The sequence below is a fragment of the Corynebacterium tuingiense genome (assembly GCF_046718165.1).
GTDB lineage: Bacteria > Actinomycetota > Actinomycetes > Mycobacteriales > Mycobacteriaceae > Corynebacterium.
The window spans coordinates 1,643,622-1,668,732 of the sequence record NZ_CP177101.1; the positions used below are offsets into that span (position 1 = coordinate 1,643,622).

At 60.8% G+C, this 25,111-nt stretch carries 22 protein-coding genes; 4 read left to right on the forward strand and 18 right to left on the reverse strand.

Annotated features, from left to right (window positions below; translation table 11 throughout):
• Positions 1 to 8 precede the first annotated feature (8 nt).
• The 15 genes from ftsZ to ACLI1T_RS07915 form a co-directional block, all read right to left on the reverse strand.
• Positions 9 to 1,361: a cell division protein FtsZ gene (gene ftsZ / locus ACLI1T_RS07845; protein ID WP_411702352.1), complete on the reverse strand. Its 1,353-nt coding sequence runs from the start codon at positions 1,359 to 1,361 to the stop codon at positions 9 to 11.
• Between the two features lie 309 nt (positions 1,362 to 1,670).
• Positions 1,671 to 2,342: a cell division protein FtsQ/DivIB gene (locus tag ACLI1T_RS07850; RefSeq protein WP_411702353.1), complete on the reverse strand. Its 672-nt coding sequence runs from the start codon at positions 2,340 to 2,342 to the stop codon at positions 1,671 to 1,673.
• A complete protein-coding gene (gene murC / locus ACLI1T_RS07855; protein WP_411702354.1) occupies positions 2,342 to 3,805 on the reverse strand; it encodes a UDP-N-acetylmuramate--L-alanine ligase in 1,464 nt (487 codons plus the stop codon). The genes ACLI1T_RS07850 and murC overlap by 1 nt, the downstream gene beginning before the upstream one ends.
• Positions 3,806 to 4,915 carry an undecaprenyldiphospho-muramoylpentapeptide beta-N-acetylglucosaminyltransferase gene (gene murG, locus ACLI1T_RS07860; protein WP_411702355.1) on the reverse strand — a complete coding sequence of 370 codons (1,110 nt, stop codon included), beginning with the start codon at positions 4,913 to 4,915 and terminating at the stop codon, positions 3,806 to 3,808.
• Between the two features lie 20 nt (positions 4,916 to 4,935).
• Positions 4,936 to 6,339, reverse strand: coding sequence for an FtsW/RodA/SpoVE family cell cycle protein (locus ACLI1T_RS07865; RefSeq protein ID WP_411702356.1), 1,404 nt, complete (start codon positions 6,337 to 6,339; stop codon positions 4,936 to 4,938).
• A 25-nt stretch (positions 6,340 to 6,364) separates the two neighbouring features.
• On the reverse strand, positions 6,365 to 7,762 hold the full coding sequence (murD, locus tag ACLI1T_RS07870; RefSeq protein WP_411702357.1) for a UDP-N-acetylmuramoyl-L-alanine--D-glutamate ligase: 1,398 nt from the start codon (positions 7,760 to 7,762) through the stop codon (positions 6,365 to 6,367).
• Between the two features lie 39 nt (positions 7,763 to 7,801).
• On the reverse strand, positions 7,802 to 8,914 hold the full coding sequence (gene mraY / locus ACLI1T_RS07875) for a phospho-N-acetylmuramoyl-pentapeptide-transferase (RefSeq protein WP_349852676.1): 1,113 nt from the start codon (positions 8,912 to 8,914) through the stop codon (positions 7,802 to 7,804).
• A 30-nt stretch (positions 8,915 to 8,944) separates the two neighbouring features.
• Entirely contained in the window at positions 8,945 to 10,474 is a 1,530-nt protein-coding gene (locus ACLI1T_RS07880) for a UDP-N-acetylmuramoyl-tripeptide--D-alanyl-D-alanine ligase (protein ID WP_411702358.1), read from the reverse strand.
• A gap of 2 nt (positions 10,475 to 10,476) precedes the next feature.
• On the reverse strand, positions 10,477 to 12,012 hold the full coding sequence (locus ACLI1T_RS07885; RefSeq protein WP_411702359.1) for a UDP-N-acetylmuramoyl-L-alanyl-D-glutamate--2,6-diaminopimelate ligase: 1,536 nt from the start codon (positions 12,010 to 12,012) through the stop codon (positions 10,477 to 10,479).
• Positions 12,013 to 12,021: 9 nt separating this feature from the next.
• On the reverse strand, positions 12,022 to 13,887 hold the full coding sequence (locus ACLI1T_RS07890; protein ID WP_411703307.1) for a peptidoglycan D,D-transpeptidase FtsI family protein: 1,866 nt from the start codon (positions 13,885 to 13,887) through the stop codon (positions 12,022 to 12,024).
• A gap of 211 nt (positions 13,888 to 14,098) precedes the next feature.
• Positions 14,099 to 14,929, reverse strand: coding sequence for a hypothetical protein (locus tag ACLI1T_RS07895; RefSeq protein WP_023023083.1), 831 nt, complete (start codon positions 14,927 to 14,929; stop codon positions 14,099 to 14,101).
• Positions 14,926 to 15,966, reverse strand: a complete 1,041-nt coding sequence (rsmH, locus tag ACLI1T_RS07900; RefSeq protein ID WP_411702360.1) for a 16S rRNA (cytosine(1402)-N(4))-methyltransferase RsmH — start codon at positions 15,964 to 15,966, stop codon at positions 14,926 to 14,928. Before rsmH ends, ACLI1T_RS07895 begins: the two co-directional genes overlap by 4 nt.
• A gap of 168 nt (positions 15,967 to 16,134) precedes the next feature.
• Positions 16,135 to 16,569 carry a division/cell wall cluster transcriptional repressor MraZ gene (gene mraZ, locus ACLI1T_RS07905; RefSeq protein WP_034654127.1) on the reverse strand — a complete coding sequence of 145 codons (435 nt, stop codon included), beginning with the start codon at positions 16,567 to 16,569 and terminating at the stop codon, positions 16,135 to 16,137.
• 440 nt (positions 16,570 to 17,009) lie between these two features.
• Complete coding sequence (locus ACLI1T_RS07910; RefSeq protein ID WP_023023090.1) at positions 17,010 to 17,411, reverse strand: DUF3040 domain-containing protein; 402 nt, start codon at positions 17,409 to 17,411, stop codon at positions 17,010 to 17,012.
• Between the two features lie 119 nt (positions 17,412 to 17,530).
• On the reverse strand, positions 17,531 to 17,974 hold the full coding sequence (locus tag ACLI1T_RS07915) for an SAV_6107 family HEPN domain-containing protein (protein WP_023023092.1): 444 nt from the start codon (positions 17,972 to 17,974) through the stop codon (positions 17,531 to 17,533).
• Positions 17,975 to 18,207: 233 nt separating this feature from the next.
• Here ACLI1T_RS07915 and ACLI1T_RS07920 point away from each other — a divergent pair, with 233 nt between their 5' ends.
• The 3 genes from ACLI1T_RS07920 to ACLI1T_RS07930 are packed head-to-tail and all read left to right on the forward strand — an operon-like array spanning position 18,208 to position 21,425.
• Positions 18,208 to 18,762 carry a GNAT family N-acetyltransferase gene (locus ACLI1T_RS07920; RefSeq protein WP_034659110.1) on the forward strand — a complete coding sequence of 185 codons (555 nt, stop codon included), beginning with the start codon at positions 18,208 to 18,210 and terminating at the stop codon, positions 18,760 to 18,762.
• Positions 18,763 to 18,813: 51 nt separating this feature from the next.
• Positions 18,814 to 19,893 (forward strand): polyprenyl synthetase family protein, encoded by a 1,080-nt coding sequence (locus ACLI1T_RS07925; protein ID WP_411702361.1) that lies wholly within the window; start codon positions 18,814 to 18,816, stop codon positions 19,891 to 19,893.
• A gap of 8 nt (positions 19,894 to 19,901) precedes the next feature.
• Positions 19,902 to 21,425, forward strand: coding sequence for an alpha-(1->6)-mannopyranosyltransferase A (locus tag ACLI1T_RS07930; protein WP_411702362.1), 1,524 nt, complete (start codon positions 19,902 to 19,904; stop codon positions 21,423 to 21,425).
• Here ACLI1T_RS07930 and ACLI1T_RS07935 read toward each other — a convergent pair.
• The gene (locus tag ACLI1T_RS07935; RefSeq protein WP_023023100.1) at positions 21,394 to 21,798 is read right to left on the reverse strand and encodes an Rv2175c family DNA-binding protein; all 405 of its coding nucleotides are present in this window, start codon (positions 21,796 to 21,798) and stop codon (positions 21,394 to 21,396) included. The two genes, ACLI1T_RS07930 and ACLI1T_RS07935, sit on opposite strands and share 32 nt — an antisense overlap.
• 10 nt (positions 21,799 to 21,808) lie before the next feature.
• Here ACLI1T_RS07935 and ACLI1T_RS07940 point away from each other — a divergent pair, with 10 nt between their 5' ends.
• Positions 21,809 to 23,119 carry a serine/threonine-protein kinase gene (locus tag ACLI1T_RS07940; protein WP_023023102.1) on the forward strand — a complete coding sequence of 437 codons (1,311 nt, stop codon included), beginning with the start codon at positions 21,809 to 21,811 and terminating at the stop codon, positions 23,117 to 23,119.
• A 6-nt stretch (positions 23,120 to 23,125) separates the two neighbouring features.
• Here ACLI1T_RS07940 and ACLI1T_RS07945 read toward each other — a convergent pair whose 3' ends face one another.
• Both ACLI1T_RS07945 and ACLI1T_RS07950 read right to left on the reverse strand, forming a co-directional pair.
• A complete protein-coding gene (locus ACLI1T_RS07945) occupies positions 23,126 to 24,514 on the reverse strand; it encodes a class II 3-deoxy-7-phosphoheptulonate synthase (protein WP_023023104.1) in 1,389 nt (462 codons plus the stop codon).
• Between the two features lie 44 nt (positions 24,515 to 24,558).
• A complete protein-coding gene (locus ACLI1T_RS07950) occupies positions 24,559 to 25,068 on the reverse strand; it encodes a polyadenylate-specific 3'-exoribonuclease AS (RefSeq protein ID WP_023023106.1) in 510 nt (169 codons plus the stop codon).
• Positions 25,069 to 25,111: the final 43 nt, after the last annotated feature.

Below are 25,111 nucleotides of genomic sequence, written 5' to 3' on the forward strand. Positions count from 1 at the left end.
GTTTGCGCTTAGCGCATGAAGGACGGCACATCGAGATCGTCGTCGCCATCATCATCGCGGCGCTGGCTTGGCCGGGACAGGCGGTAGTCTTCGCGACGCTCCTCGCGGAAGCGATCGGAGTTGGTGAACAGGCCGCCAGACTCACTGCGGCGCTCCTCGGGGCGGCGTTCTTCCACGCGACGGTCGTCGTAGCGGCGATCGTCCACGCGGCGCTCATCAGCGCGGCGTTCTTCTACGCCACGGTCCTGGCCGGCGCGCGGCTCATAGGAGTGGCGCGGTGCGTAGTCATCGGCGGCGGGTTGGGCAGGCGCCGGGGTGGCGGAGTTGCCGGACTCGCGGTCGCGGTTATCAAAGAGCGAGCCGGGCTTGCGCTGCTCGGAGGCGCGCTTACCCGATGCTGCCTGGGCGGCATTGGCCTCGGCATCGAAACCGGTGGCGATTATGGTGATGCGGATTTCATCGCCCAAGGTGTCATCGATGATGGTGCCGAAGATGAGGTTGACGTCTTCATCGGCACGCTCTTCGACCATGGAGGCCGCGGAGTTAACCTCGTGCAGGCCCAGGTCAGAGCCGCCGGCGATGGACAGCAGTACGCCCTTGGCGCCTTCCATCGTGGATTCCAATAGCGGCGAATTGATGGCCTGCTCGGCGGCGGTCATGGCGCGGTTATCGCCCCGTGCGGAGCCGATGCCCATCAGGGCGGAGCCGGCATCAGACATGACGGAGCGAACGTCAGCAAAGTCGACGTTGATCATGCCCGGGATGGTGATCAGGTTGGTAATACCCTGGACACCATTGTGCAGAACCTCATCGGCCGCGCGGAAGGCTTCCACGATGGAAAGCTCTTCCCCACCGAGCTGCATCAGGCGGTCATTTGGAATAACGATGAGGGTATCGCAAACCTCGCGCAGCTCCTCGATGCCGGCCATGGCCTGGCGGGTACGGCGCGCGCCCTCGAACTTGAAGGGGCGGGTGACAACGCCCACTGTCAGCGCGCCCATCTTCTTCGCGATGGAAGCGACTACGGGTGCGGCACCTGTACCGGTGCCGCCGCCCTCGCCGGCAGTAACGAAGACCATATCGGAGCCCTGCAGGGCGTCCTCGATTTCGGACTTGTGGTCTTCCGCGGAGGTCTTGCCCACCTCAGGGTTAGCACCTGCGCCCAATCCGCGGGTGGCCTCGCGGCCGATGTCGAGCTTGGTATCGGCATCGGAGAAAATCAGCGCCTGGGAGTCGGTGTTTATGGCGACGAATTGGACGCCCTTCAGGCCTTCTTCGATCATGCGGTTCACGGCGTTGACGCCGCCACCGCCGACGCCGACGACCTTGATATCCGCGAGATTGTTGTTGGAAGAGATCATGTGAGCAGGTCTCACCTTTCGCTACTTTAAGTCTGCACGTGCATTAAACGAGGATTGTATGCGCTTCACGAGCGTGAATCGCGTTCCCCTCCATCTTTAACGACACACCTGTAATTTTCATGCTCATTTTACGCGTGTCGGGACTCTCAAGTACCACTTTAGGGTTGCTGGCCTGCGGTTTTGTCCGCCACTTCCGCACCATTGACACCACCTAAAAGAGAAAATAAACGACCCTGCAGCGCATACGCTTGGGGCGCGGCGCGCAGGGAATTTTTCGGGTCTATCGAGGCCTCCACCGAGGTATCTACCCTATCCGCGGGTAGTGACCAGTTCGGGGTTAGAAATATTCCATTCTTGCCCCTCCATCTTCAGCACGGTGGCGAAGGCGCGGGCCTTATCATCGTTATTTTTATCGCTGGCTCCCCAGAAGATGCGGCGATCATCCTTGGTGGTGAACTGCAAGGAATAAGAATCGGTGACTTCGAGGGTGGCAACTTGGTGGCGCACGTCATCGGAAAGCGCGGCAATGGCAGATACCGCGTCTTGGGCCTCGGTAGAGCCACTGTCGATGTCCCCGGTAAGCTCCACCGCGCCTTCGGGCGGCTCGGCGGAGGTAAATTCCTCGCCCTTGTCATCGATGAGGTAGGTGGTGTCATCTCGCTTCACGAAGGCGACGGGCTTGTGCTCCGTGACGGAAATGGTCAAGGTCGATGGCAGGTCGCGCGAAACCGTCACCGAATCCGCCCAGTCCAGGCTCGCAACGCCGCTAGCGGCCTCGTGCGCGTCCACCCGCAAGAGGTTTTCGCCCTCGGGCACGCCTGCGGCCTCCTGTACCTGGGCGGCATCAAGCTGGTGCACGCCTTCCACCTCAAAGTTTTTTACCTTAAAAATGGGCACCGCCCACACAACAATGCCCACCAGCAGCACGAGGGCGAGCAGGCCGCCAATGATGCTGAAAATGAGCTTCTTCGACACCCGCACTAGTGGGCCCGCAATTCATCGAGGATTTCCGCGGCCACTAGGGTGATGGAACCGGCGCCAATGGTCAAGATGATATCGCCCGGCTGTGCGATGGAGACCACGTCCTTGGCCGCTGCGGAAAAGTCTGGCTCAAAGATAACCTCCATCTCTTCCGGCATCTTATTGGTGATGATGCGGGAGGTAATACCTTCCACGGGTTGCTCGCGGGCGCCGTAGATGTCGAGTACAACGGCGGCATCGGCAAGCGCAAGCGCCCGCGCGAACTCGGCGTCGAATTCCATGGTGCGCGAGTACAGGTGCGGCTGGAAGCAGGCGATGACGCGCCCGCCATTGCCTTCGGCAGCGACCTTGGCGCGCGCGGCCCGCAGCACCGCGGCAACCTCGGTGGGATGGTGGGCATAATCGTCGAAGACGCGGACGCTACCGCCCTGCCAGTCCACGCTGCCCCGGTACTCAAAGCGACGGCGCACGCCACTGAAATCCGCGAGCCCCTCCGCAATGGTGCTGGGGTCGCCGCCCGATAACACGCCGGCGATAAGCGCAGCCATGGAGTTGAGGACCATGTGGTGGCCGGGGATCTGCAGCTGGTAGCTCACGGATTCCTCCACGCCGGGCAGGGAAAGCTGCACGGTACACGCCATGCCGGCGGCAGTGGTCTCTTCTGCGGTCAGCGTTGCGGCAAGCGGCACGGAGGTGGTACGCGCTTTCTCCGCGCCGCCATAGCCGATGACGTTGATGCCGCGGCTAAGTGCCTGCTCACCGATCTCGGCGGCATGCTCGTCCTCCGCGCACACGACGAGGTAACCGGTATCCGGGGTGACCAAGTCCGCGAAGTCCGCAAAGACCTTGAAATAGGCGTCCGCGGAATGGAAATAGTCAAGGTGGTCCGGCTCCGCGTTTGTGATAACGGCGATATCGGGGCTATAGCGCAAGAGCGAGGCATCGGATTCATCGGCCTCGGCAACAAAGGCCTCGCCGGTGCCACCGTGTGCATTGGTACCAGCGCGGTTGAGCTGGCCACCGATGGCAAAGGAGGGATCCAGCCCCGCGTGCTGCATGGCGCTCACGGCCATTGAGGTCGTCGAGGTCTTGCCGTGCGTGCCCGCCAGCAGCACCTGAGTATGTCCCTCCATCAGCGCGGCGAGCAGATCCGAGCGCCGTATGAGCGGAATATTATTCTCCCGCGCGGCGACGAGCTCCGGGTTATCCTGCGGAATCGCCGCAAAGGAGGTCACGACGGTGGTGGGCAGCTCGCCGGAAAGCTTGAGGTTTTCCGCAGCGTGGCCGATGGCTACCTTGGCGCCCATGGAGCGCAATACCTCCACCGGGGTGGAGTCCTTCACGTCGGAGCCAGTAACGACGGCGCCGCGAGCGGCCAAGATGCGGGCAAGCCCCGACATTCCGGAGCCGCCGATGCCGATGAGGTGGACGCGGCTAAGATCGTACTGTGCGGGATCGGTCATTTACTTGTCCTTCTTTCCTACCTGCAGTTCTGCGTCCTGCACGCGGGTGGCGATGCGGTCAGCGATGATATGCGCCGCATCCCCCGCCGTGGACTGGTCTGCGGCCCGCGACATGGATTCCAGGCGCTCTGGGGTATCGAGGATGGCGCGGACCTCTTCGATAAGGCGCTCGGACCCCAACTCGGCATCGGGAATCTGCACCGCAGCGCCGGCCTCTACCATTTCGCGCGAATTCAAGGCTTGCTCTCCATTGCCGTGCGGCAGCGGGATGTAGATGGCGGGAAGGCCCGCGGCGGTAACCTCAGCCACCGTCATCGCACCCGAACGGCACACCACAAGGTCCGCTGCGGCCAGCGCGCCGGCCATGTCATCGATATACGGCAGCGCAGCATAGTTCGGGTACGGTTTAGGCGGATCGTTTTTCTTTCCATAGGCGTGCAGGAGCTGGAAGTCCTTGGTGAGGTCCTCCGCTGCGCCCGCCACAGCGCCGTTGATGCTGGCTGCGCCCTGAGAGCCGCCGGTAATGAGGATGGTGGGCAGCTGCGCCAAATCCCACTTCGTGCGGGCATCCGCGGCGGTATTGCCGTCCTTATCCGCGGCAGCCGCGGCCAGGCTTGGGCGCACTGGGATGCCGATGACCTCGCCCTCCATGCCGGAATTGGCGTGGGCGTTGAGCCCAATGCCGCCGAGCTTGACGCCCAGCTTATTGGCCATGCCCGCCAGGGCATTGGTCTCAAGGACGTAAAAGGGAATGCCTAAGGTCTTCGCCGCGATATAGGCGGGCCCAGAGACGTAACCGCCAGTACCGAATACGACATCGGCCTCCGCATCCTTTAAGACCTTCCGCGCCTGGCGGACAGAGCGTGCGAGCTTGACGGGCAGCTTGGCCAGGTTGGTGCTCACCTTGCGGGGAATCGGCACGGGGGTAATCAGGCGCAGGTCCACGCCGCGGGCGGGAATAATATCGCTTTCCAGCCCCTTTTCGGTCCCTAATGCGGTAATCCGAGCGCCGTAGCGCTCGCGTAAAGCTTCACCGACGGCAAGTGCGGGCTCAATATGTCCTGCAGTGCCGCCACCTGCAAGGACGACGGAAAATGGCGTGGAATTCATAGCCTAAAGGCTACCAGCGCCTACCGCCTCGGGCGGTGCTCGGCGCGCGGATACCTCCGCCCACTTCCGGTCACCGGCCGGCCGTAGCGCTCGTCGCGCACCCGCGGACGGGTCTCCTGCGGTTGGGCGTGCCGGCCCCGCTTTTTCTGCTTCCTCGCCGTCGGCGGCTGCGGCTCACCGATGAAAAAGAGGCGATCAAACAGCGGGCGCCCAAAGTTTTGCATGGCAGAAATCTGCATCGGCTCGTGGCGCGCGACGTTGCACAAAATGCCCATCGAGCCAATCGTAATAATCGCGGCCGTACCACCCGCGGAAATCATCGGCAGCTGGATACCGGTCACCGGCAGCAGGCCCACGACATAGGCGATATTGATAAACGCCTGGGTCACCACGCCGATAGTCAGCGTCGCAGCCAGCAGGGATTGATACTGATTCTGCGCGCGGGTCGCCGTGCGCAGCCCCACATAACCCAAGGCAGCGAAGAGGAAGATCACCAGCGCGCCGCCCCACAGGCCGAGCTCCTCGCCCACGATGGCGAAGATGAAGTCGTTCTTGGCTTCTGGCAGGTAGAACCACTTGGCGCGCGATTGGCCGAGGCCGACGCCCCAGAAGCCGCCATCGGCAAGCGAAAGAAAGCCCTGGTAAGACTGAAAGCCCGTACCCTGGGTATCGGAAATATTGCCAAAGAGGGCATCGAAATAGGTGTGGAAACGGTGGGAGCGGAAGCCGCCGATGAGGAAGACGGCGACCAAGCCCAGCGCACACAGGATGCCGATGATGATGGGCACGCGCCGGTTCACGCCGGCGAAAAAGAGCGTGAAGACCACAACCAGGGCAAAGGACAAGGCCATGCCCAAGTCGCCCTGCCCCACGATGAGCAGGAACATTAAACCAGCGATGAGCGAGTACATCATGAACGGGTCCGAGAGCTTGAGGGAATGATGTTCCTTATCCGCCAAGACCGAGGCACCGAACATGCCCACCGTGATGCGCGCGAGCTCGGACGGCTGCAGGGAAATCGGACCGACGTAGATCCACGACTGGGAACCCACCTCCTCGCGGCCGGTACCAACGCCCGGGATGAGCACCGCGATCAGCAACAAGATGGAAAGGGCCAAAAGCCACGGGATGAATTTGCGCAGCGTCTGCGGGGACACCTTCAGGCCGAGCCAGAACGCGCCCAAGCCGATGATGACCATGGCAGTTTGCCGCAGCGCTTGGTTCCACACGCCGCCATCTTCTGTCAGCGACGTGGCCATGGACGAGGAAAAGACCATGACCACGCCAATGCCGATGAGCGAGAAGATAATCAGGCGCAGCAGCTGATAATCCAGCCCGGCCTGCTGGCGGGCTTGTTCGCGCACGTCATTAATGCGTTCGCGCATGCTCTTTGCGCGGGGGCGCTGCGGGGAGGTGGCCGTCATGAAGTCTCCTAATTTTTAAAAAGGTCTAATCAGCGCGGGCGATATTCCGCGCCGCTGCGGCAAAAACGTCGCCGCGTTGGGCCATTCCGGTGTACATATCCAACGATGCCGCAGCCGGCGCCAAGAGGACGGTATCGCCGGCCTCGGCGTGTTGCGCGGCGGTCCGCACGGCCGCGTTCATCGCCGCCTGTGGGTCGGTGTCCTCGATGAGCTCAACCGGGGTTTGCGGGGCGCGGCGCGCCAGTGCTTCCGCGATGATGCTCTTATCGATGCCCACCAGTACCGCCGCCTTCAACCGTGCGGCGTGGGTGGCGATGAGCTCATCCACGTCCGCGCCCTTGAGCTGCCCGCCGGCGACCCAGACAACGGAGTCGAATCCCTCTAGGGCGGCATCGGCCGCGTGTGGGTTGGTGGCCTTGGAATTATCGATATAAGAAATCCCGTCGTGCTCGTGCACCACGGCGCCGCGGTGGCCGGCCACCGCATAGGCGGCCAGGCCTTCCTGTATGGCGGCGGAGCTGGCGCCCGCCAACCGCGCCACGCTCGCGGCCGCCGCCGCGTCGAGGACTCCCGCAAGGCCGGCCGGCTCGATTCCCTCGGCGGAGGCGAGATCAATGGCGTCCTCGCCGTCCAGCCTGGAGACCAAGCGCCCGGCGCTCACCCCTACCTCGCCTGCGGCCGGTTCGCCGGCGGTAAAGCCGTATACGCCGTCGATTCCTTTGGCGTAGCGGCCCGCCGCGGCATCGTCCTTGCCCACCACGGCGCGGGTGCCGTGCAGGGCCTTGGCCTTGGCACAGGCATAAGCCTCGAAGGAACCGTGCCAATCCAGGTGGTCTTCGGCCACGTTGAGTAAGACACCAACATCGGGGCGTAGCTCGCTGGACCAGTGCAATTGGAAGGACGAAAGCTCGGCGCACAGCACGTCAACCCGCGGGGTGGCGGTCAGGGCATCAAAAAGGGAGACCCCAATATTGCCCACGGCTTGGGCGCGCAGCCCGCTGCGGGCGGTATCGGCCTGCATAATCTTGGTCAGCATCCCCGTGGTGGTGGTCTTTCCATTCGTGCCAGTGACGACAAGCCAGGTGCGCTTCGGGCCGAAAACCTCGGCGCGGTCGAGGCGGTAGGCCAACTCGACATCGCCAATGACCTCCACGCCGGCGGCCTGGAAGGAGTCTAAGAGGGCGGAATCGGGCCGCCACCCCGGCGAGGTCACCACCAGGTCATACTCACCCGGTGCTGGAGCGTCGGTTGATACCGTCGCTACGCCGAACTCTTCCTCCAAGGTCGATAGGGCCGCTGCGTTGGAATCGGCGACGGTGGTGTCTACGCCGAGGCGCGCGAGCATCGCCACGCACCCGCGGCCAGAAACGCCGGCTCCTGCTACAAGGACGCGCCCGCGCAGAAAAGGTGGTAGCTCAGCCATGATGAGTGCCTCAATCCTTAAATATCTAGTGGCAAAGATTTATTGCAGGTTTCCAAAGCTCACTGCAGAGAGCCAATCGCCGTAGAAGATGCAGATGCCCGCCATTGCGGCCATCGCGCTAAGCAGCCAGAAACGGGTGACAACCGCGGTTTCGGCCCAGCCGCCGTTTTCAAAGTGGTGGTGAATGGGAGCCATGCGGAAAAAGCGCTTGCCCGTCGTGCGGAAGACCACGATCTGGATGACTACGGAGACCGTCTCGATAACAAAGATGGCGCCGATGACGATCATCAGCAGCTCGGTGCGGGTGGTCACAGACAGGCCGGCGACGAGGCCACCGAGCGCGAGCGAACCGGTATCGCCCATGAAGATCTTCGCCGGTGCGGCATTCCACCACAGGAAGCCGAGGCAGCCGCCCAGGCCCGCGGCGGCGAGAACCGCAAGATCCAAGGGATCGCGGACCTCGTAGCAGCCGGCGGCCGGGGCAATCGAGCACGAGTTGCGGAACTGCCAGAAGCTAATAAGCGTATAGGCGCCCATCACCATGGCCGTGGTACCTGCCGCCAGACCGTCGAGGCCATCGGTCAGGTTGACCGCATTCGACCACGCGGCGATGAGCAGGTACAAAAAGACCAAGAAGATGATCGTGCCAATAACGGCGCCGCCGACGGCGATATCGAAGGTGTCGAAATCGCGGACGAAGGACAGGTTAGTCGAGGCGGGGGTCAGCCCATTGGCATCCGGGAATTGTAGGGCGAGGATGCCGAAGATGAGCGCGATGGCCAGTTGGCCTACCAGCTTGGCTGTTTTATTAAGACCGAGGTTGCGCTTTTTAAACAGCTTGATGAAGTCATCGGCAAAACCTAGTCCGCCGAGTCCCATGGTCAAGAAGTAGACCAATAGCCCAGAGGGGCTAAATCCACCGTTGCCTGTCGCGCGGGCATAGATTCCCACGATGAGGTAGGCCACGGTGATGGCCAGCAGGATCGCCAGTCCGCCCATCGTCGGGGTGCCCCGCTTGCGCAGGTGGAGCTGCGGGCCGTCTTCGCGGATTTCTTGGCCTTTTCCGACGCCAGAAAAATACCGAACCAAAACTGGGGTGGTAAAAATCGCGACGAGGAAACTAACGACGCCCGCGATAATGATCTGAGTCATTGCTAGAGATCTTTCTCCTTGAGATAGGGACTAACGGCGATTGAGCTGTTCTGCCACGCGCCACAGGCGCTGGGCATTCGAGGATTTCACGAGGACGACGTCCTTGGCCGCGCGCGCGGACCAGTCCTCCACCCCAGCAGGGGCTACCCGCAAGATATTTTCCACGGCCGCGGTCGCGGCCTCGATATCGGGGCAAAGTTCAGTCTGGATGCCGTGCGCGTGCGCGGCATCCACCATGGCGACGGTATGGGCACCTTCTCCTACCGCGACGAGATGATCCACGTGGTACTTCGAGAGCACTGATCCTAGGATGCGGTGGGCTTCGACGGCCTCGCCGCCAAGCTCGCCCATCTCACCGAGCACCGCGATGGAGCGGGCATCGGGCCGGGCCGCGGAGGTATAGGCCAAGGCGGCAATCGCCGCGTGCATCGAATCCGGGTTGGCATTATAGGAGTCATCGATGACGGTGACGCCATCGCGGCGGGTGCGCACGTCCATACGGTGCGCCGAACTCGTCTGGTGTCCGCTGAGCGCACGCGCGACAACCGTGGGTTCCACGCCCGATTCGATGGCCGCTGCGGCCGCAGCCAGGGCGTTGGAGACCTGGTGCTTTCCAAAGACCTGCAGCTTAATCTCCATCGGCGCGACGCCAGGGGCATGGAAGGTAAAGGACGGACGGGCGACATCGTCAAGCTCAATGTCTGTGGCATAATACTGCGCATCCGCGGCTTGCGGTCGATTGGCGGAATAAAGTACCACCTTGGCCTGCGTGCGCGGTGCCATAGAAGCCACGAAGGGATCGTCCGCATTCAGCACCGCTACCCCGCCATCTGCTGCGGCGGGCAGGGCCTCAATGAGCTCGCCCTTGGCCTGAGCGATATTTTCGCGCGAACCAAACTCCCCCAGGTGGGCAGTGCCCACGTTGAGCACCACGCCCACCGTCGGGGCCGTGATCTCGGTCAAGTGGCGAATATGGCCGATCCCGCGCGCAGACATTTCCGCCACGAGGAAACGCGTATGCTCATCGCAGCGCAGGGCGGTATAGGGAAGGCCCACCTCGTTATTGAAAGAGCCGGGCGGGGCGACGGTTTCGCCCTCGGCGCGGAAGATGGTGGCCAGCAAATCCTTGGTAGAGGTCTTGCCCGCGGAGCCGGTAACGCCGACGATATCCAAGCCCTGCTCCGCGGCGAGGCGGGAGGTCACCTCGCGCGCGAGATCGGATAATGCCCCAATCACAGCGGCGGCGGAGCCATCCTCATCGTTGGCATAAATATCGGCATTGGCGGCGTTACCGGTCACGCGGCCTTGGGGCTTGACGATGATCGCCGGTACCCCCACCGGCCGAGCGGCCAGCACGGCCACGGCGCCTTGCTCTATGGCTTTTTCTGCAAAATCATGGCCATCGACGCGGGCACCGGGCAGGGCTACAAACAAGCTGCCGGTGGTGACCTTGCGCGAATCAAACTCCACGAAGCCGGTCACGCGTTCATCGGGATCATCAACGCCATCCAGGCTACCGCCGGTTATCGCGGCGATATCTCCAATAGAAAGTGGAATCATTACTACTCCTTCGTATCCCTAAGAGTATCGCGATGCGCCGTTCCCGCCAGCTTTTCCTCAATGGCGCGCACCATTTCCTCTCGGTCATCAAAGTGCAGCGTGCGCTCGCCGACGAGCTGGCCTACCTCATGGCCCTTGCCGACGACGATGATGGCATCGCCCGGCTCCGCCCAATCCACCACTTCATCGATGGCGCGTGCGCGCGAGCCCTGCTCCCGAATATCGGCGTCCGGTGCGGCCTGGCGAGCGCCTTCAATGACCGCCGCGCGGATTGCGGCTGGGTCCTCGGTGCGCGGGTTATCATCGGTCACCACCGTAAGATCCGCCCGGGTGGCCGCAGCCTCTCCCATAATCGGGCGCTTGGTGCTATCGCGGTCACCGCCGGCGCCCACGACGACGCCGACGCGACCGGTAGTGCCCTCCAATTGCAGGCGCAGGGTATCGAGCACCGCCGCGATGGCTGCGGGCTTGTGGGCATAATCCACCACGGCCACGAAGTCCTGACCGCGGTCGATCCTTTCCATGCGCCCCGGAACGGCGACGTTTTCCACGCCGGTCAAAAAGACCTGTGGGTCTTCGCCCACCGCAGTAGCCATCCCTAGGGCGAGCGCAGCATTGGCGATATTGAATTCGCCGGGCAGCGGCAGCCGGAAGGAATAGTCGGTGCCGTCTAGGTTGAGGTCAACCTCCTGTGCACCGGTCGCCTCGGTAGCCGTCTGCCGGGCGGAGATCGTGGCATCGCCTGTACGCGTTGCCACCGTCGTAACCGGAGAACCGACGTCTTCTATCTTTCCCCGCAGGCGCTCGCCCCACTCATCATCAACACAGATGACCGCGCGCTGGGCGGCCTGCTCCCCTAGGAATAGCCGGGACTTGGCCGAAAAGTACTCCTCCATCGTGGGATGGAAATCCAAGTGGTCTTGGCTGAGGTTGCTAAACCCAGCCACAGCAAAGTTGGTTCCACGCACGCGGCCGAGCTCCAAAGCATGGGAGGAGACCTCCATGACCACGTGGGTCACGCCCTCGTCCTTCATGCGGGCGAAAAGCTCTTGCAGCCGTGGGGCTTCCGGCGTGGTCAAAGAGGTGGGCACCGGCGTGCGATTGATGCGGGTGCCGGTGGTTCCGATAAGGCCGACGGAGTGCCCGGCCTGCAAGAGGCCGGCCTCCAGCAAGTAACTAGTCGTGGTCTTGCCGGAGGTGCCGGTAATACCCAAGACCGTGAGATCGCGGGTGGGGTGTCCGTAGATTTCTGCCGCGATGGGACCTAGGACGGCGCGGATATCGTCCACGACGATAATCGGGCGGGCCTCGTTAGCCTGACGGAGGTGGTCGAGCCCGGCGGCATCGGTAAGCACCGCGCCTGCCTTGGTATCCCCGACGAACTGCGCACCGTGCACGCGCGTGCCGGGAAGGGCCGCAAATAACGCGCCCTCGGGAAGGCTAGCGGAATCCAAGCCGCACGCGCTGACCTCAACGGTGCCATCACCGATGACGCGTCCGTGCGAAAGCTGCGCAAGTTTTTCTAAGGAAACAGACATTTCAAGCTCCTATTGTTCCCGCAGGGTCATCCGCGGCGCTGGTGTCGAGGTGGGAATATTGTCGCGATTGAGCAGCCAGGAAGAAATATCCCGGAAGATGGGGGCTGCGGACTGGCCGCCGCCATTGTCTTCCACGCCGGACTTGGGCTCATCGAGCATGACTGCGACGACGAAACGTGGGTCATCGGCAGGCGCAATGCCCGCGAAGGTAATCCAGTACGCGGAATTAGAATACGCCCCTGAATTCGGGTCCACCTTCTGCGCGGTACCGGTCTTGCCGGAGAGCTGGTAGCCATCCAATTGCGCATTCGCGGCCGTGCCGTTTTGCACGCCGGCATCGTCGTCTTGGAAGACGGCGCGGAACATATCCACCGCGGTCTTAGCGGTTTCCTTGTCCACTACCTGGGTCTTCTTCGGCTCGGGCAGCTTTTCCGTCTCGCCATCGGGATCTTTGATCTCGTCGATGATGCGCGGTTCGATGCGCTCGCCGCCGTTGGCCAATGCTTGGTACACGCTCGCCATCTGCAACGTCGTCCACGCCTGGCCCTGGCCAATAGGCAGATTGGCAAAGGTGCCGCCCGACCACTGCTCTTGATCTGGCACTGTGCCGGCGGATTCATTCGGCAGCTCAATGCCCGTGTTAGCGCCCAAGCCAAACTTCTTCAGGTACTCCGCATATTTCTCCGGTCCGAGTTTATCCGCGATCATCAAGGTACCCACGTTGGAGGACTTACCAAAGATGCCGGTGGTGGTATACGGCTCGGTGCCGTGATTCCAGGCATCATTGACGGTCACGCCAGCCATATCGATGGAGCCCGGCACTTGGTGCACTTCATCCGGAGTGGTGATGCCCTCCTGCAACGCCGCTGCCGCCGTCACTATCTTGGCAACGGAACCGGGCTCATAGGGGTGGGAAATGCTGCGGTTCTCGAAGTCCTTGCCCTCTTTGAGCTGGTCTTCGATATTCTTATTCGGATCCACCGTATCGGTATTGGCCATGGCGAGCACCTGGCCCGTCGCGGCATCAAGCACTACTGCCTCGGCACCTTCCGCCTGCGAATTGGCCTTGGCCTTTTCCAGCTTTTGCTGGACGTAAGTCTGCAGATCCAAATCCAGGGTGAGGGTGACATCGCGGCCATCAACGGCATCCACGACGTCGCGCAGCGTGCCGGGGATGACCTGCCCATCGGCGGAGACATCCTCCGTTGACTGCCCATCGATACCGGTCAGCTCGGTATCGCGGGCGGCCTCAAAGCCAAATTGGCCGTGGCCATCCATCGAGACCTTGCCCACGACATTTTCTGCAATCGCCCCATTCGGGTACTGGCGGATATCTTGCCGGTCAGCCGCGACGCCGTGGTACTTATTGGAAATCTCTACGGCGACATCCGGGTCCACATTGCGGACTAGGACCTCGTACTGCGTATCGGCCTTGAGCTTGTTTTTAATATCGCCCGCATCCACCTTGGAGGCAGAGGCACCCGAATCCTCAATCATCTTCGGGATGCCCTCAGCCATCTCCTTGAGCTTGTCCTCCATTTGGTTGGTGAGGTACTCATCTTTTTTGCTGTCATCCATGTCCTCGAGTTTTCCCTCGGACGTGGCTTCCATTTTCGCCTGCTCTTTGAGCTCATCGCGCAGGCGCGTGGGAGAGACAGTCAAGGAACGAGACTTCATTGTATAGGCCAATCGCTGGCCATCCCGGTCTAGGACCTCTCCCCTGCGGGCCGGATCGATGTAGACGCGTTCGCGCTGGGTAACAGCCTTCGCCGCAAGGTCTGGGCCCCAGACCAATTGCACCCACGCAAGGCGGCCGCCCAAAGCGACGGTGGCGACGACAACGCAGGTCAAAATGATGCGCAGGCGCTGGCGCATGATCGCTTTTTGGGGCACAACAGAGCTAGCAGCGCGGCGCGGCCGCGGACGGTATACACGGTTGCCACCATTATTCGGTGCAGTCACGGTGCTCAGTCACCTTCCCTTCGCCGCCACAGGTTGTTGCGTGTATCGATTGTGCCCTACAAGATGGGCAGTGCCCGCGCTACCACGCGCGAGCACAGAGAATTTCACCACTTATTCTGTCCGTTTAATCGTCCTGGCTGGTGTACGGCGCGCGGGCGGGAAGGTTGGGGCGAGTATCGCTAGCGTTATCGTTGTTATCGTCGTCATCGCTGCCGCGGTGCTCATCCCGCTCCTCGTCCGTGTCGTTGCCGCGGGCATTTTGCTGCTGCCCGCGCGGCACGGCGTTGAGGGAATCAGACATTCCCTCCGTATCCTTCGGGTCACTTGAGGCTTGGCCCGGGCGGATGGGTTCACCGTTGACATCGATAAGCTTTTCCGTATCCGGAGTGCCTTCGCGCTTGGCGACGATCTCGCCATCCCCGCCTACCTCAGTCACGCCGGGTTGCTTGGGCACGGCCATGCCCAATTCATCCGCGCGGCGGGCAATATCCGCAGAGGAGCTCAAGTTTTCTGCATCACGGTTCAGCGATTCAATCTGGTTATCCAACTGCGATTCCTGCACCGTCAGCTGCTGGATTTTAAACGTCTGTGAGGTGGACAAACCAGAAAGCCACATGGCCAGCACGACCCCGCCAATGAGCAAGGTAACGGCCAAGACGGCAACGCGGGCAAAAGCATTATTCTGCTTCGTCTGCTGTTGCAGCCGCCGTCCGCGGAAACTGACGACCTGCTTCGAACCAAGCCGGTTTGCTCCACGGTGTGGAACCCGGGTACGGCTAGGGGCCGTGCGGCGCGCCGTTTTGCCGGCGGCCCTAGTGGAGGTGCGCTCGCGCACTGCGGTCGGCGCTCCCGTGTCGATTCCGGTGGTGAAGTCTCGGCTGGCGCCCATGCTGCGAGTGGCCTCTCTGTCGCGGCTATCCGTTAAGTGCTGGTTTCGGCGTGGGATGGTGCTCATTTCTTGCCTCCCGGGGGTAAAAATTCTGGCGTGCCTTCGAGCCGTTCTAGGGCGCGCACGCGCACCGACGCGGCGCGGGAATTTTCTTCTACTTCCGCCTGCGATGCCTTTTCGGCCCCGCGGGTGACCGTGGCGAATTCCGGTGCGGTGCCCGGCAAATCCATCGGTAGACCGGCAGGCGTGGTGGACGTAGATAGCTCCTTGAATGCTGCCTTTACGAGGCGGTCTTCTAAAGACTGGTAGCTCATAAAAACCGCGCGCGCCCCAATGGAAAGCGCACTGGTGATTACGGGAAGCACATTTTCAATGGCCTCCAACTCGCGGTTGACCTCTACCCGCAGCGCCTGGAACGTGCGCTTTGCCGGGTGTCCACCCGTGCGGCGCGTTGCCGCCGGAATGGTCGCGTAAAGCAGCTCGACCAGCCGGCCCGAGGTGCTAAACGGTTCCTTCTCGCGCTCCTTGAGCACGGCGGAGGCAATCTTTCCCGCGAAACGCTCGTCACCATAGGTCTTGAGAATCCGCGCCAAGTCCCCGTGCGAATACGTATTGAGCACATCAGCGGCGGTAAGTCCGTGGCTCGGATCCATACGCATATCCAGCGGTGCATCCGTCTTATAGGCAAAGCCGCGCTCTGCCTGATCCAGCTGCATGGAAGAAACGCCCAAATCGAAGAGGGCCCCCGCGATTCCGTGGGCGCGGGCAGCATCAAAGATTTCGCCCTCGCCCTGGGCGATGGCGGTGCCGAGCTCATCGAAGCGAGCATTGACCGCACAAAAACGCGGGCCGTAAGGCTCTAGCCTGGCCGAAGCATTGCGCAACGCCTGCTCATCGCGGTCCACACCGATAACGCGCGCCTGCGGAAAGGTCTGGAGGAAGTACTCGCTGTGGCCGCCGGCACCCAAGGTGGCATCGACAAGCACAGCCTGCGAACCCGCAGCCTCTACCCCGGGGCGCAGGAGCTCTGCCATGCGCTCGCGCATGACCGGCACATGGCCGTGGTTATCCGCCACATCGTAATTAAGGTCAGTTATAGCCATGTCTCCCCGCGTCCCCCTTTCTTATTTCCGCTGTGCAGGACTTCCTATCGTGGAAAGCACGACGAGTGCATATAGGGCCCTGTCCGAGGCAGGTTTCTGATATCGGGGAAGTACACCAGAATCATCCGCCTCGGACAGAGTCCTTACACGCACTCGAGATGCGGGCTTTTACAGCAAGCCCGCAAGTACGTCATCGGCATCTGCTGCCGAATAAGCATCTTCAGTTTGCGATTGATACTCAGCCCACGCGGCTGCATCCCAAATTTCGAGGAAATCTACCGAGCCAACCACCACGCACTCTTTGGACAAACCCGCGTACTCACGGTGGCCTGCGGACAAGGTGATACGACCATGCCCGTCGGGCCGCTGTTCGTCCGCGCTTGCCGCCAAGTTACGAATGAAAGCGCGTGCTTCCGGATTGGTTCGAGAAACCGCCGCAGCCTTCCGTGCGCGTTCGGCGAACTCCTCGCGTGGGTACACGGCCAAAGAATGGTCTTGCCCCTTGGTGACCATCAGGCCACCTGCGAGTTCATCGCGAAATTTTGCAGGAAGCGTTAAGCGCCCTTTGTCATCAAGTTTCGGAGTGTAGGTTCCGAGAAACATCCCGGCGTCCACCTTCCTCACTCGACAACTCCGGATTCCCTCACGGCAGAAGTGAGTTTTTCAACCCCATTCCTCCGCTGCGCCCCACTCTACCCCACTTTCCCCCACATGCCCCACTTAAAACGCCATATTCTTAACAACTCAAAAAGTATATGCAGTTAAAGGGGTGTTTTTACGGTGGGCAGAATTCCCGCGGACCGCCTTGACAGCCCCGGAGATCCACCCCTTTAATCCCACCTACAACATCAAAGTTACTTCACCCCATAGGCCACTTACAGCGCATTACCTGCTTATTGCACAGGTATTCACCCTCCAGTACCCACAATCCCCCACCGCACCGCAGTTTTGGTGAAAAGGTGGGACGAAGTGGGAAATTTTGGTGAGCCATAAAAAATCCCCAGCCACCCTTCCTGGTGACTGGGGAAATGAAGAGTCCGCGGTTAGCTCTCCTCAAAGCGCCGACGGAAGTTTTCTTCCAGCTTGCTGCCTACTCCATTGCTGCGAGACGACGCTGCCTTCTTTGACCGTCCATTGGAAGACTTTTTCTTTCCCGCGCTAGCGGGTTGGTCACCACGAAGCATCCATACGCCAGCGGCGAACATAACAAGGAATCCTGCAATGGACAGCGCAATAAACCACAAACTTTGCTGCGCCAAAGCCACGCCGCCGACGAGCATGCACAGACCAACCACGATGAGCGCAATTCCACGCAGGGTAACTGCGCCGCCGGAACCGCCGATCGAGGTAGATTCAGACACAGAAGCGCCAAATTTAGGATCGTCCGCCAATAACGATTCCTCTATTTCACGGAGCGTGCGTTGCTCCTGTTCAGAAAGAGACACTATTCCTCCAACTAGGGACTGGGCTTCGGCCGATATATCTTCTACCAATACTAACGTCCAGAGTAACCAGTATGTTCCCCAAAAGGTAGTTATTCCCCTCAACAGTGATTATGCCGCAGTTATGCCGCAAAAGAACCCAGGATCGTCTCTGTTTCGCTCTCATCTAAAAATTGCGCTGCCTGCTGCATTAATCCGTAGACATACTCCTCGTCCGGAGTTGCATCCAAGCCAGATGCCACCCGGGCGCGAGTGCGAGAATAGGACTTAAAAGCCTCCGCCCACTGCTTTTCTTCGGCCCCAACTAGAGCCAAACGGTCCCACGCACTCGTTGGCAGGCGCCGGCGGCGAGAGACCACCGATACCGCTACCCGTGCGCCAGCCGTACGCAATGCAGACTGATAGGCCACCTCCAGCGCCTGATCAAAGCGGCCATCCGCCGCGTAGCTTCTCGCCTGATCTAATAGCTCGCGGGCCTGAAAAAGAAAGTGAGCCCGCTTCGCGCCCTGCTTGCCAGCGAAGCGACCGATAGAGCGGGACTGCGTTGCGGAAATAATCTGTGCCATTGTTTTTCTCCTGTACTGCGCAAATAACTAACCGTGTTCGATTGCCGTTTACTTTAAGTAGCCAACCGGACATCTAGCTTCTATTATAGTTCACCTGTTCGAATTAATCAAGAGTTTCACCAGCCATAACCCCCCGTATATCGAACATTGTTCGAACTTTTCCTTGTTCGACTGAATAACCCCACCCCACCCTCGTCCGCCGGTAGCCGCACGTATCTGGTGTGATAGATACTGTGAGTTTCGAAATCCGCCGCTTAACCCCGCAAGAGTTCTCAATGTTGTCTCCTCAGCTCGTGGAGATCTACATCGAGGCAATGGGCTATGACCCGGTCACGTTTTCGCGCAGTGTTGACCATTGGCGGACGGATTCCATGCGCCCAGGGTTTACAGCGCTTATCGCCACGCATGACAACGGCGTCGTGGGTGTGGCATATGGATTTTTGGGGTCCCCGGATAGCTGGTGGGATTCCGAACTGCGCCGCGCCCTGCGCCGCAATGGCGGCCCAACGGAGTCCGAATGGCGCATGCTGCGCAGCTACTTTGAGGTGGCTGAAGTACACGTGTTGCCGTCTTTTCAAGGACACGGTTTAGGTAGGCAGCTACTAAAAGGTTTGCTATGGAATATCCCTGCCCACTACGGCTTATTGTCAACGCCGGAAGCGCCACAGGAAGCCAACGGGGCTTTTCGCCTCTACCGCTCCGTGGGTTTCTTTGATGTCGTGCGCCACCATCGCTACCCCGCAGATCCCCGGCCTTTCGCCATTTTGGGAGTGAGCCTGCCACTATAAACCTGCGTTATTTCTTCTTGGCGCTAGGCGGTATCGTGTGGAGATGTGACTATGACGAATATTCCTGAGCTTGCGGATATCCCCGGCGCGGTGCGCGAAAAATTAGCCATCTTCTTGGACCAGCGCCGGGATCACGTGGCAGAGATTGGCGCCCCGGTCAGTTCCGCCATGAGCTTCTTGGAATCGTTCGTCCTCGACGGCGGAAAAAGGGTGCGCCCCATGTATGCGTGGGCGGGTTACCTCGCCGCAGGCCGCGGTTCGGAATCCCCTGAGGCCATGCTGCGCGCGGCGTCCTCGCTGGAGTTCATCCAAGCTTGCGCACTTATTCACGATGACATCATTGACGCGTCGAATACCCGGCGCGGGAAACCGACGGTGCATCGGGAAGCAGAGCGCCTCCACCGTGAATCCGATTTCTTAGGGGATCCGGAGTTCTTTGGCACGTCCGTCGCCATCTTGGTGGGTGATTTTGCGCTGGTCTATGCCGAGGATATGTTTCAGGATTCTGGGCTTAGCTCGGAGGCTTTGCAGCGTGCGCGCAAGCCCTGGCGGGGAATGCGCACCGAGGTTTTGGGTGGCCAATTGCTCGATATTTCCCTCGAGGCAGCCGGTTCCGAATCGGTAACGCTGAGCAATTCCGTCAATCGCTATAAAACCGCAGCTTATACCATCGAGCGGCCCCTGCATTTGGGCGCTGCCATCGCGGGTGCGAGCGAAGAGTTAATCTCGGCTTTCCGCGGTTATGGGCACGATATCGGCATTGCCTATCAGCTGCGCGATGACCAACTTGGGGTCTTTGGGGATCCTGCGATCACTGGCAAGCCCGCCGGCGACGATCTGCGGGAAGGCAAGCGCACGGAGCTTCTCGCCCTAGCGCTCCAGCGCGCCGATGAACGCGATCCCAGCGCCGCCGCTACCCTGCGGAAATTCATTGGCCGCACTTCGGATCCGCAGGACTTGCTGCGCCTATCCCAAATCATTGCGGATTCCGGCGCCCCCGATGAGATTGAGCGCCGCATTACCGCATTGACGGAATCCGGGTTGGCTCATTTGCGTGCGGCGAACGTGGACCCGCAGATCACGGAAACGCTAGAGCACCTAGCAATTCAGGCAACGACGCGCCAAAAGTAGGGATTATTGTGGCCAAAACCTATTCCCTGCCAGTCCCCCGCGCGCTCCCGCTGGGCCTCGTGGCCTCGTGCGTGCTCCTTTTCTCGTCCTTTTCCAGCGGCTCGACTCGCAATCGCGGCGGCGTGCTCGAAGCGCTCAATATCGGCTTTTTGTCGTATGGTCACGGGCGCAACCTCGGGTTGGTGCTGTATTGGGTAGGCATTTTCCTCCTCGCCGCCGCCTGGGTGCTTGCCAGGCGCATGATTATTCGCCGGCAGCTTAAGAACCCGAGCCCGGAGGGAGGAGTGCGCGAGTTACAACGCATCCTTATCGCATGGGTGACCCCGCTGCTTTTCGCAGGCCCCGTGGCTTCGCGGGACGTGTATTCCTACCTCATGCAGGGCGCCATGGTCCGCGATGGGTTCGACCCGTATACCGAGGGCGCCGCCGTCAACCCGGGGCCTTTCCTGCTAGAAGTCTCACAAGATTGGCGCAATACCACCACCCCGTACGGGCCGCTGCACCTGTGGATTGGCAAGATCATCACCACTGTCGTGGACGATAACGTCACCGCCGGGATCATCATCTATAAGCTGCTTTCCCTGTCAGGCTTTGTCCTCATTGCGTGGACGGTACCACGCATCGCCCGAAAGCTCGGCGCGGATCCGGCGGTCGCGCTGTGGATCGGCGTTGCCAACCCGCTCATCATCTTGCATCTTATCGGTGGCATGCACAATGAATCCCTCATGGTTGGCTTGGTGTCCTTGGGGCTTTTGGCCGCGCTGCACCAGCGCTTCCACGCCGCGCTGCTGTTAGTCGGCACGGCGGTGGCGATGAAGGCTACCGCGATCTTTGCCGCCCCCTTCATCGTTTGGCTCATGCTGCACCGCTACGCGCCCAAGGGTTCTACCGCGGTGCGCACGGCGGTGGTCTTCTTCTGCTCAGGTGTCATCGCGGCCGTGGAAATCATCGCCTCAGTGGCGCTTATTACCTGGGCCTCTGGCACCTCTTGGGGCTGGCTTTCCCAAGTAAGCGGAAACTCCAAGGTGATTAACCCCTTGGCGGGCCCGACATTGGCCGCGGACATCATCGTCCCAGCGGTCCACATTTTTGACCCTGACGCCTCTTATAACGCCATTTTGGGGGTTCTACGCACGATCGCGATGGTATGCATGCTCATCGGATTGGTCATCGTATGGTGGCTAAGCCGGCATACGGCCCGCGATGCGATTATGGGCACCGCGGCGGCCTACCAGGTTGCCTTCGTCTTCAACTCGGTGACTCTGCCGTGGTACTACGCCTCCATCTTTACGCTTATGGGCACCTTCCGCCCGCCGCTGTGGCTGCTGAAGTTTACTTCTGGCGTAGCGCTATTTATTAGCTTGAGCTTTTCCGGCGACGGCAACCACCAGCTCTATAACTGGTTCTGGGTCATTGGCGTCATCGTATTGTCTTGGTCCGCAACGCAGTGGATGTTCGATGGCGTTGGTCCCAAAGGCCCTCAACGCCCTAGGCGCAGGGCTAAAAAGCAGACGCCTGTGCCCGCCGAATAACTTCGCGCGCAAGGTGTCCGTGCAGGGCATCGATAGGCCGGCCTGGCAAGGAGACATCTGCGGTAAAAAGGTGGCGCAGGATTTCTTCGTCGTCATAGCCGCCATCGGAAAGCACGGTAATAACGGCCGTGACATGCTTGGCGATGCTCCCCTTATCATTGAAAAATGCGAGCGGCACGCGCTTGCCTTCGGGTGAGTCCCAAACAATGAATTTGCGGTCCTGGAGCAGGTCATAAGCGCGCGTAATGGGAAGACCCAGCTTGTCTGCCACCTGCTGCATGCTGAGCAGCTCTTCGCCGGCCAATAAGGAATTCAGGGAATTTTCTGCATTAGTCACGCCACCTACTTTAACGCTGCCTAGGGGATCGGCCATACTGGGAGGTATGACTAGGTTGGAAATTGGTGACGTGTTGGAAGACCGTTACCGCATCGATCGCCCCATCGCCCGCGGCGGTATGTCTACCGTCTATCGCTGCGTGGATATGCGTTTGGGCCGCCAAGTGGCCGCAAAGGTCATGGATGAGCGCTATGACGATGACCCGGTTTTTATCAAGCGCTTTTCCCGCGAGGCCCGCGCGATGGCGCGATTGCAGCACCCCAACCTCGTGGCCATTCATGATTTTTCCGCCGATGGCGAGCCCATCTACCTCATCATGGAGCTTATCGATGGCGGCACCTTGCGCGAGCTGCTTGCCGAAGGCGGCCCGCTTACCGTCCCCGCCGCATTATCGACGCTGCGCAGCGTGCTCCAAGGATTGACCGAGGTGCACTCGACGGGGCTTATCCACCGCGATATTAAGCCGGATAACGTGCTCATTACCTCTCATCACCGGGTGAAATTGGGCGATTTCGGCTTGGTGCGTGCGAGGAATGCGCAGGCGACCTCGAATATGATCGTCGGCACCGTCTCGTATTTGGCGCCGGAACAGGTCACCGGTGAGGACATAACCCCCGCCACCGACGTGTACTCCGCAGGAATTGTACTTTTTGAACTCCTGACTGGAACCGTGCCCTTCTCCGGGGATACCCCGATCGCGCACGCTACCGCACGCCTATACGCGGATGTTCCCGCCCCATCCACACGGGGTGAGGACGTACCCAAGCTTGTTGATGCCCTCGTGGCCACCGCCACTGCCCGCGATCCCCGCGAGCGCTTTGCCGATGCCGGGGAATTTTTAGATGCCCTCGAGGATATTTGCCGGGAATTGGATCTGCCCACGGTCACCATCCCGGTCCCCCGCAATGCCGCTGCTGCGCGCACCGCGCAAACGCCCACTGACTATTCCGGCATCGGCGCCACGGATGTATTTGAGCCCACGCGGACCATCCCGCAGGGCGCCACCGAGCACTTGGACGGCGGGCCCACCGAGGTCATTCCTCCCGAGCCGGATCCGCAGCAGCCGGACTTTGAAACGCGCCTCGACGTACCCAAGGCGCCCGTGGACGATTACCCGGGGCCGGCCCCGGCGCCTGTCCCCGCCCCAGCGCCGGCTGCGGGCGTGGGCGCGGCAGCAGCGCAGCCCCCGGCGCAGGCGGCAGAAGAAGAACCCGCTGAGCGGCCACTAACCAATCGCCATCCAGCCTCACTGCTGGTCTTTCTCCTCGCAGTGGTGGTGGCAACCGGTGCGGTCGCTATCAGCGGGTGGTGGTTTGGTTCCTCCTATTACGAAGGAACCCCTTCCCTCTGGGTCTAGAGGGAACTAGTTCCGCAGCATCTCCGCGATGAGGAAGGAGAGCTCTAGGGACTGTTGCGTGTTCAGGCGCGGATCCACGGCGGATTCGTAGCGGCCCGGCAGATCCAGGTCGGTGATGTCCTCGGCGCCGCCGAGGCATTCCGTGACATCTTCGCCGGTGAACTCGAGGTGCACGCCGCCCGGGTGGGTGCCCAAATCGCGGTGTACCTCGAAGAAGCCCTGCACCTCGTCGACGATCTTGTCGAAGTGGCGGGTCTTGTACCCGTTGGACGAGGTAAAGGTATTGCCGTGCATGGGGTCGGACTGCCACACCACGGTGTGCCCGGAGTCTTCGACGGCCTTGATGATGGGTGGCAAAACACTGCGGACCTTGTCGTGCCCCATGCGGGAGATGATGGTCAAGCGGCCGGGCTCGCGGTTGGGATCCAGCTTTTCGGCATATTCCACGGCCTGCTCAGGCGTGGCACCAGGTCCGAGCTTGATGCCCACGGGGTTGCCGATCATGGCGGCAAAGTTGACGTGGAAGTCATCCAGGCCACGAGTGCGCTCACCAATCCACACTTGGTGCGCGGACAGGTCATAGAGCTTGGTGTCTCCATTATCGTCCTGGCCTAAGCGCAGCATGGAACGCTCGTAATCCTTCAGCAGCGCCTCGTGCGAACAGTAAATTTCCGCCGAGTGCAAGGTGGAGTCCTGCACGCCGCAGGCGTTCATGAACTTCAAGCCATTTTCGATCTCGCGGGCCAAGTCTTGGTAGCGAGCACCGGCGCGCGATTTACGGACGAACTCGCGGTTCCATTCGTGCAGGCGGTAGAGATCAGCGGTACCAGAGGAGGTCAGGGAGCGCACCAAGTTCATCGCCGCAGAAGAGTTAGCGTAGGCGCGGATCATGCGGGCCGGGTCGTGACGGCGATCCTCATCGGTGGGTTCCACGCCATTGACAATGTCCCCGCGGTAATTCAACAAGCCATTCGCGTCCGTATCAGAAGAACGCGGCTTCGCATACTGCCCAGCAATGCGTCCTAACTTCACCACTGGAACGGAAGCGCCATAGGTCAAAACGACGGCCATCTGCAGCAAGGTCTTGACGTTGCCACGAATATGCGGTTCGGTATTCGATTCAAAGGTTTCGGCACAATCGCCGCCTTGCAGGAGGAAGGCGTTGCCTAGTGCGACATCGGCAAGCTGCCGCTTAAGCTTCTCAATCTCCGGGGCAACCACGATGGGCGGCACCGACTCGAGAATCTTGCGCACGTTATCGGCTTGGGTGGGATCCCAACTGGGCTGTTGCTTTGCGTCACGCTTGATGACGTCCTGGAAGACCTCCTCAATGCCCTCTGGCAAAGGTGGAAGATCAGGCAGAACACTTTGCGGAATATCTACTGTCCAACTCACTCTTCCATTTAACCATCTGCTGCCTGTCGATTGGTAGTTAAATGCTAGAAATTGATTCTATTGCCCTTGGACAAGGGCAAGACCTCGGTGCAGGCGCGGAATTTGGCGAGGTTATGGCGGGCATCGACAAGCGCATCGTGATTGCCCCTAGGCACGGCCGGCAAGCTGGGGCGGCCGGCGAACTCCCATAGCTGCTTCAGCTCGCGGGTATAGCGCGGCAGCCGCTTGGGCAAGCTCGCCATATCTCCCCACAACTGCGCCAAAACCACGTGGTCATACGCACCGACCCAAGCCCACAATTCAATAGGCGTAGAACTGCGCGTGAGAAACTCCAGGATTTCCGTGCGAATGGTGCGCGCCGGCTTCCATGCGGAATCCTGGGGGCTGGGCAGCTTGGCCAACACGTTTTCCTTAACCCATGAATTGGCCTTTGACGGGTCAAAATCCGTCGATACGGCATAATATTCACTTCCGTTTTCACCGACGATGCCGATGGAGACCAATTCAATGGTCTTGCCATCCTCGATAAATTCGGTGTCATAGAAGTAACGCACGTCTCCCAAGCCTAGCGCTGCAGCGATGGGCGCGGGAAATTGG

Coding starts and splice junctions, on each gene's coding strand:
- ftsZ (WP_411702352.1), bottom strand. CDS start 1,361: ATGATCTCTTCCAACAACAATCTCGCGGATATCAAGGTCGTCGGCGTC.
- murC (WP_411702354.1), bottom strand. CDS start 3,805: ATGACCGATCCCGCACAGTACGATCTTAGCCGCGTCCACCTCATCGGC.
- murG (WP_411702355.1), bottom strand. CDS start 4,915: ATGAATTCCACGCCATTTTCCGTCGTCCTTGCAGGTGGCGGCACTGCA.
- ACLI1T_RS07865 (WP_411702356.1), bottom strand. CDS start 6,339: ATGACGGCCACCTCCCCGCAGCGCCCCCGCGCAAAGAGCATGCGCGAA.
- murD (WP_411702357.1), bottom strand. CDS start 7,762: ATGGCTGAGCTACCACCTTTTCTGCGCGGGCGCGTCCTTGTAGCAGGA.
- mraY (WP_349852676.1), bottom strand. CDS start 8,914: ATGACTCAGATCATTATCGCGGGCGTCGTTAGTTTCCTCGTCGCGATT.
- ACLI1T_RS07880 (WP_411702358.1), bottom strand. CDS start 10,474: ATGATTCCACTTTCTATTGGAGATATCGCCGCGATAACCGGCGGTAGC.
- ACLI1T_RS07885 (WP_411702359.1), bottom strand. CDS start 12,012: ATGTCTGTTTCCTTAGAAAAACTTGCGCAGCTTTCGCACGGACGCGTC.
- ACLI1T_RS07890 (WP_411703307.1), bottom strand. CDS start 13,887: ATGCGCCAGCGCCTGCGCATCATTTTGACCTGCGTTGTCGTCGCCACC.
- ACLI1T_RS07895 (WP_023023083.1), bottom strand. CDS start 14,929: ATGAGCACCATCCCACGCCGAAACCAGCACTTAACGGATAGCCGCGAC.
- rsmH (WP_411702360.1), bottom strand. CDS start 15,966: ATGGCTATAACTGACCTTAATTACGATGTGGCGGATAACCACGGCCAT.
- mraZ (WP_034654127.1), bottom strand. CDS start 16,569: ATGTTTCTCGGAACCTACACTCCGAAACTTGATGACAAAGGGCGCTTA.
- ACLI1T_RS07915 (WP_023023092.1), bottom strand. CDS start 17,974: ATGGCACAGATTATTTCCGCAACGCAGTCCCGCTCTATCGGTCGCTTC.
- ACLI1T_RS07925 (WP_411702361.1), top strand. CDS start 18,814: ATGACGAATATTCCTGAGCTTGCGGATATCCCCGGCGCGGTGCGCGAA.
- ACLI1T_RS07935 (WP_023023100.1), bottom strand. CDS start 21,798: ATGGCCGATCCCCTAGGCAGCGTTAAAGTAGGTGGCGTGACTAATGCA.
- ACLI1T_RS07940 (WP_023023102.1), top strand. CDS start 21,809: ATGACTAGGTTGGAAATTGGTGACGTGTTGGAAGACCGTTACCGCATC.